Below are 6,000 nucleotides of genomic sequence, written 5' to 3'. Positions count from 1 at the left end.
TTTGGATAGAACATCCAAAGCCGCCGCCTTATGTCTTAAACGCCTGCTCGGTGGAAGAGCCGTGAGCGCGTAGAGAACCTAGAGGGGACTCTACAGCTGGGAGGCGACTACAACTGGGCGGTGACTATAGTTGGTCCTGGCGAGGAATGAACACCTCACGCACCAGAATCAGCATGGAAGCCGCCACCGGAATAGCAATCAGCGCGCCCAGCACGCCCCATAGCGCGCCACCGGCAGCCACCGAAATAATCGCAACACCGGCAGGGACCGACACAGCGCGAGCCATAATACGCGGAGAAATCAGGTACGCCTCCACCTGCAAGTACAGGAAGTACGCCACCGCAAACCACAGCGCCAGACTCCAACCCTGAGTCAGCAGAATCAGCGAGGTCAAAATCAGCGCAATCACGCCACCAACCAGCGGAATGAACGCCAGAATCATAACGACCAAAGCCATCAACTGCGGGAAGCTAAAGCCCAAGAACAACATTATGAAGAATGCGAAGAGGGCGTTCAGAATGGCTACCATCGCCTGGCCCATCACGTAGTTACCCACCGACTCAGTAATCTTGTCGGTAATGTACTTGACACGCACACGCTTAGACGCCGGCGCCAAACGCACACCCCACGCCTTAATCGTGTCCATCGACGTGAGGAAGTACAGGGACAGGAACAGCACAATAATCACGCCGGTCACGCTCTGCGCCAGGGTAGAACCCGCAGAAACCAGGCTCGACATGAAGCTATTGACCTGCGAAGAGGAGAACGTCGACTCCAAGAACTTAGGGACGTTCTCATTCACCCAGGTGCTGATGCTAAAACGCTGATCAAGCTCGTGGTACCAATCAGAATCAATCGTGTTCTGATAAATACCCGGCGCGTACTGCACAAACTTAGACGCCTGCTCGCTAATGACCGGGCCAATCGTCATCACCAGACCGGTCACAGCGCCAGCAAAACCAGCAAGCACAGCAATCACGCCGATACCGCGCTTAATGCCCCAAGACTCCAGGCGGCGCACAATCGGGTCCAGACCCAGAGCAATGAAAATAGCACCGGTCACCCAACCCACCAGGGCACCCACATTATTGAAAATGTAGTAGGCGAAGAGCGCCAGACCCACGCCCACGGTCATGAGGAAACCAAAAGCGACCGGGTTATGCATCATCGAGGTCTTGCCGTTGCCGACCACCTTCGGTGCGGGAGGCGCATCCTCAGAAGCGGCGGGAACCACCGGAATGGTATCCGTAGGAGGCATAGAAGCGCGGCGGCGGTTGGAACGCACCTGGCTAATGCTTTCGGTCAGCTCGCTGAAGGTCTCCGTTAGCTGATCGGTGAGGGATTCCTTCTTGCGCGTCTCGGGGGACGATGTCGTCTCTGCGGGAGCTTCTGAGGCTTTCTTCTCGCTCATGCTCTTCCTTTCCGAATCATTCCGGGTATTTTTTCTCTACTGTGCCATTCTACCGGCTGGTTTACTTTGTTACGGCGTCCACGGTGAATCCCAAGGACAGGGGAGTGCATGTGGGAGAGATATTTGCGGGACGGATCGGGCAATAGCCCAAACGCTATCCCCGGCATGAGCTCAGAGCGTAGGCGACAGAGAACGGGCGCTCGCAACGGTGCGTTGTGGGGATAATAGAGGAAGGAACGCGTGAAGGATTTAGCCCGCACGCAACAATAGGTACAGAACGTAAAGGAGCCCAGGATGAGCATTATTTTTGATCCGGCAGACCGCGGCGCATCCCAGAACGCGGCACAGGGTCATGTCGCGCAGGGTGGTGCAGCGCAGAACGGGGCAGCGCAGGAGATTCCCGCCTCCGTACGCAACGCCATGGAACTAAACCCCAACGCGGCACAGTCTGCTGGCGAACAGGGCGGCGAGCAGACCCCCTCCGCTCCCACCTGGCGCTACGAGGTCAACACCCCCGAAGAGTTCCAGAAGTTCGTTCAGCTCTCCAGCCAGGGTGCCGTAATTTTTGCGCTCTACGCGCCGCACTCGCCCTCCTCCCTGCAGATGCTCGAAGGCGTGCAGAAGCTTGTTGATTCCGCCGCAGGTAGCATGATTTGCGCTGCCGTGGACGTCACCAAGCTCCCCGAAGCTGCCCAGGCATTCGGCGTGAGCGGCGTGCCCGCGGGCGTTGCCGTTCTGGCGGGCCGCCCGGCACCGATTTACACCGGCCCGGTCAGCGCAGAAGACCTCGGCGATGTGCTCTCCCAGGTTCTGCAACTCGCGGCACAGTACCAGCTGCCCGGCGGCTTCGACCCGGTCGTTCCCGAAGATGAAAAGCCCCTGCCGCCCCTGCACGCAGAAGCTGTCGCCGCCCTCGACCGCGGCGACCTGGAGGGCGCCCGCGCCGCATACCGCAAGGCAATTGCCGAGAACCCCGGTGATAAGGAAGCGAAGCTCGGCCTGGAACAGGTTGAACTGCTCGCCCGTGTGAAGGATCTGGACATGGCAACCGAACGTGCGGCGGCCGCGGCAGATCCCATGAACATTGACGCCGCGTTCAACGTAGCCGACCTGGACCTGGTCGGTGGCCACGTGGAGGACGCGTACAACCGTCTACTGCGCCTGTTCAGCGCTGTTGGTCCTGACGATAAGGCGCGTGTGCGCGAGCGTCTCGTGCAGCTCTTCGATGTGGTGGGTGCATCTGACCCGCGCACCGTCAAGGCGCGTGCGGCACTGACTATGGCGCTGTTCTAAAAGGCGCTGTCGCCTGGGAAACGTCATGAGCCGGTCTAGCGAGCTCTGGCTAATCTAGGCGGCTGAAACTTTGAATACGGACGGGCTATCGTCTACCCCTGCACTCGGGCTGCGGGGGAGGCTGTAGCCCGTTCTGCGTTCGCGGGTTTGAGCGGTTTTAAGGGTGGGGAGAGCAGGCGACTCAACCTGTCTGATAGCGCGGTTGGATGGCATCTATAGCACCCCGAAATGTCCATATTATGCATTGTGAGTACTTAATAATGCAGGTTTCATCACCAAACCTGCTAGACCTCATGGGGGGGTGGTAGGGTGAAAATATGAACACTAGTCACTTTCCCCAGGACCCGAACCTGCAAGAACCAGGTTCACCGCAGAACCCGGTACAAGAGACCAACCCGGTACTAGAGACCACAGTAGAGGCAACCCCCGCCGCGGCAGTACCTCAAGCTATAGTCCCCGAATTTGCAGCGCCGGAAGCTACAAACCTCGAGCCTGTAGCGCCGGAAGCTGTAGTTCCCGCATCGGTAGCACCGCAGCTACCCGTCACCCCGCAGACTATACCTGCAGCTGGCGCTCGCCCCGCCATCGAAATCCGCGGCCTCACCAAGGCATTCGGTCAGAAGGTCGCCGTCGACCGCATCAACCTGGATATCCCCTCTGGATCCTTCTACGGGCTGGTCGGCCGCAACGGCGCCGGTAAAACCACCACCATCTCCATGGTCACCGGCATGCTCATGCCCAGCGAAGGCACCGCATACGTGCGAGGCATCGACATGTGGGCCGAACCGCTCAAGGCTAAGGCGCACCTGGGCGTGCTACCCGACGGTGTGCATCTCTTCGACAAGCTCACCGGCGAGCAGCTCATCACCTACTCCGGCTACCTGCACGGAATCGATAAGGAAACTGTCGCATCCCGCGTCAAGGACCTGCTCACCGCAATGGACCTGACCGACGCTGCGGGTCGTGCCGTCGCCGACTACTCCGCCGGTATGACCAAGAAGATTGCGCTCGCCGCCGCTCTCGTTCACGCGCCCTCCGTGCTGATCCTGGACGAGCCCTTTGAGGCGGTCGACCCGGTTTCCGCCGCTAATATTCAGGACATTCTGCGTGGCTTCGTTGCCTCCGGCGGAACTGTCATTATCTCCTCGCACGTGATGGACCTTGTCCAGCGCCTGTGCGACCACGTAGCCGTCATGGACTCCGGCCGTATTCTCGCCGCCGGAACGGTCGATGAAGTACGCGCCGGCATGAGCCTTGAAGAACGATTCGTGCAGCTGGTCGGCGGCCGCACCTCCTCGGAAGGATTGTCATGGTTGGGCACCTCGTCTCACTAAAGTGGCAGTATGTGCTCGCCTCCTTCCGCCGCAGCATCTGGGCGCTCATCGGCCTAATTTTTGCGGCGCTTTATGCGGGCGGCATGCTCTTCGGCCTCGGCTCCGCATACTTTATCGCTAACTCGGAGGTACCCGAATACGGTCAGCTCGGAACCCTCCTGGTAGGCGCGGTTATTGCGCTCGCCTGGGCTATTGTCCCCATTTTCTTTAGCGGACTGGACGGCACCCTGGACGAGAGCCGATTCGTGCTCTTCCCCATCAAGCCCTCCACCCTGCAGAAGGGCCAGTTCCTCGGCGGGTTCGTGGGTATCCCCGGCATTGCCAGCATCATTGCCGTGCTGCTGGGTGCGATCGCGTTTATATCGCAACCGCTCGCGCTGGTCGTGTACCTCATCTGCTGCGTGCTCGGCCTTGCGAACCTCATGGTGTGGGCTCGTCTCGCCAACCGCCTGGGCATGGCGTTGAATGATAACCCGCGCATCGCCAACACCCTGATGATCGTTGCCATGCTACTGATGATGAGCGCCGGCTTTATCTTCGGTGGAACGATAACCTACCTGACCAAGCACTGGGAAGAGGTGCTGCCCTACCTGCCGTGGCTCAGCGTGACGCCCTTCGGGTCGGCATTTGCGGTGCCCTACTTTATGGCGACCGGCAATATGGGTACCGCCCTTGGTTGCCTGGCTCTGACCCTCGTCTACCTGGCTGGCGGATGGTGGCTGTGGGGTAAGAACCTGGCACGCTCCATGGCGAATGTGGGCGGTAGCGCGCACCACGCCAGCGCTGCCGAAGTCGCCGCAGGTGATTTGGGTCTGTTGGCACGGTTCCCGGCAACCCCGCGTGGCGCCGTGGCGGCACGAACCCTGCACTCATTTCTGAAAGACAACCGTCTGCAGCTGCTGACCGCAAGCACCGCCATGCTTTACCTGATACTGACGGTGGCTATGCCCCTGTTCCTGAGCTCTGTAGGCTCCTTCGAAAGTCGGGCCAGTTTTAACGGCGTCAACGCGGCTGAAGCTAACCAGATCATCAATAGCGGCGTGATGCAGCTCTTCGGATTCTGGATGTACTTCTGCACCGTCTTCACCGGCTACTACATGTGCTATCTCGTCTCCTACGACAACACCGCATTCAGCCTGCACGTGCTCTCCCCGCTACGCGGTATTGACGATCGTCTCGGCCGTCTTTGGGGTTACAGCATCCTGATGGTTCCGATCGTGGTGGTGATGGTGTTCGTCGCCTCAGCGGCAAATGGACACCTGGAGCTTTTCCCCATCGTGCTGATGCACCAGCTGGGCGTGCTCGCCGCAGCGGCTGGTATGGGCAGCGTGATGGACACCTTCATTAGCCCGCCCGTGGCGCCTCCGGGTGCTAACCCGTTCAAGAACCCGAAGAACAATGAGGGCTTCGCTAATCAGTTGCTGCTCATGCTCACCGTAATTCTGGTGATGCTCAGCGCGCTACCCGGCGGTATCTCGGTTGTTGTGTACATTTTCGTGACCCAAGATCTACTAACCCTCGTCTTCGGTGGCTTGATTCAGCTCCTGATTGGTGCCGCACTGCTCGTGGGTGGCGTGGCGTGGGGCGGTCACCGCTACGACAAGGTCAGCTCCAAGATGCTGGAACGCGTGGCACGTTTCCAAGCGAACTAACAAGAGTCGAAGCTCCAGCACATCAGGAATAAACGAGAGGGGTTCCGTGTTAGGTACTAAGTCTGGCGCGGAACCCCTTTTCTGTGCCGCACGAATTTCTAGCCCTGAACTTTCTAGCCCCGAACTTCTAGCGGAAAGAAGCTCACCGCAATACCTAAGAGTCTATGGTTGAGCTGTGGTCTGCCTCCATATTGACCGCCCGGGGGCTCAGCACCTCCCAACTGCTACTAAAATAGAGAAGGCGCCAATCACCCAACCGTGCAGCGGCACCCCTCACCCTATGTATCCCACCTCATCATCAAGGAGAAAC

Annotated in this window: 4 protein-coding genes; 3 read left to right on the top strand and 1 reads right to left on the bottom strand. The window is 59.3% G+C overall.

The features are described 5' to 3' along the window. Nucleotides 1-124 precede the first annotated feature (124 nt). Complete coding sequence (locus HMPREF3055_RS08490; RefSeq protein WP_049347476.1) at nucleotides 125-1,411, bottom strand: AI-2E family transporter; 1,287 nt, start codon at nucleotides 1,409-1,411, stop codon at nucleotides 125-127. Between the two features lie 294 nt (nucleotides 1,412-1,705). On the opposite strand from HMPREF3055_RS08490, the gene HMPREF3055_RS08485 reads away from it, so the two are divergent. The 3 genes from HMPREF3055_RS08485 to HMPREF3055_RS08475 all read left to right on the top strand — a co-directional run bounded on the left by HMPREF3055_RS08485 (nucleotide 1,706) and on the right by HMPREF3055_RS08475 (nucleotide 5,690). Beyond that, on the top strand, nucleotides 1,706-2,704 hold the full coding sequence (locus HMPREF3055_RS08485; RefSeq protein WP_049350321.1) for a co-chaperone YbbN: 999 nt from the start codon (nucleotides 1,706-1,708) through the stop codon (nucleotides 2,702-2,704). A 317-nt stretch (nucleotides 2,705-3,021) separates the two neighbouring features. Continuing rightward, on the top strand, nucleotides 3,022-4,038 hold the full coding sequence (locus HMPREF3055_RS08480; RefSeq protein WP_049352977.1) for an ABC transporter ATP-binding protein: 1,017 nt from the start codon (nucleotides 3,022-3,024) through the stop codon (nucleotides 4,036-4,038). Then, nucleotides 4,014-5,690 carry a hypothetical protein gene (locus HMPREF3055_RS08475; protein WP_049352976.1) on the top strand — a complete coding sequence of 559 codons (1,677 nt, stop codon included), beginning with the start codon at nucleotides 4,014-4,016 and terminating at the stop codon, nucleotides 5,688-5,690. Before HMPREF3055_RS08480 ends, HMPREF3055_RS08475 begins: the two co-directional genes overlap by 25 nt. Nucleotides 5,691-6,000: the final 310 nt, after the last annotated feature.

It is taken from the genome of Rothia sp. HMSC061C12 (assembly GCF_001815755.1).
Lineage (GTDB): Bacteria > Actinomycetota > Actinomycetes > Actinomycetales > Micrococcaceae > Rothia > Rothia mucilaginosa.
Note: the sequence above shows the minus strand (reverse complement) of the source record. Positions and strands in the feature narration are given on the sequence as shown.

Coding starts and splice junctions, on each gene's coding strand:
- HMPREF3055_RS08490 (WP_049347476.1), bottom strand. CDS start 1,411: ATGAGCGAGAAGAAAGCCTCAGAAGCTCCCGCAGAGACGACATCGTCC.
- HMPREF3055_RS08485 (WP_049350321.1), top strand. CDS start 1,706: ATGAGCATTATTTTTGATCCGGCAGACCGCGGCGCATCCCAGAACGCG.
- HMPREF3055_RS08480 (WP_049352977.1), top strand. CDS start 3,022: ATGAACACTAGTCACTTTCCCCAGGACCCGAACCTGCAAGAACCAGGT.
- HMPREF3055_RS08475 (WP_049352976.1), top strand. CDS start 4,014: ATGGTTGGGCACCTCGTCTCACTAAAGTGGCAGTATGTGCTCGCCTCC.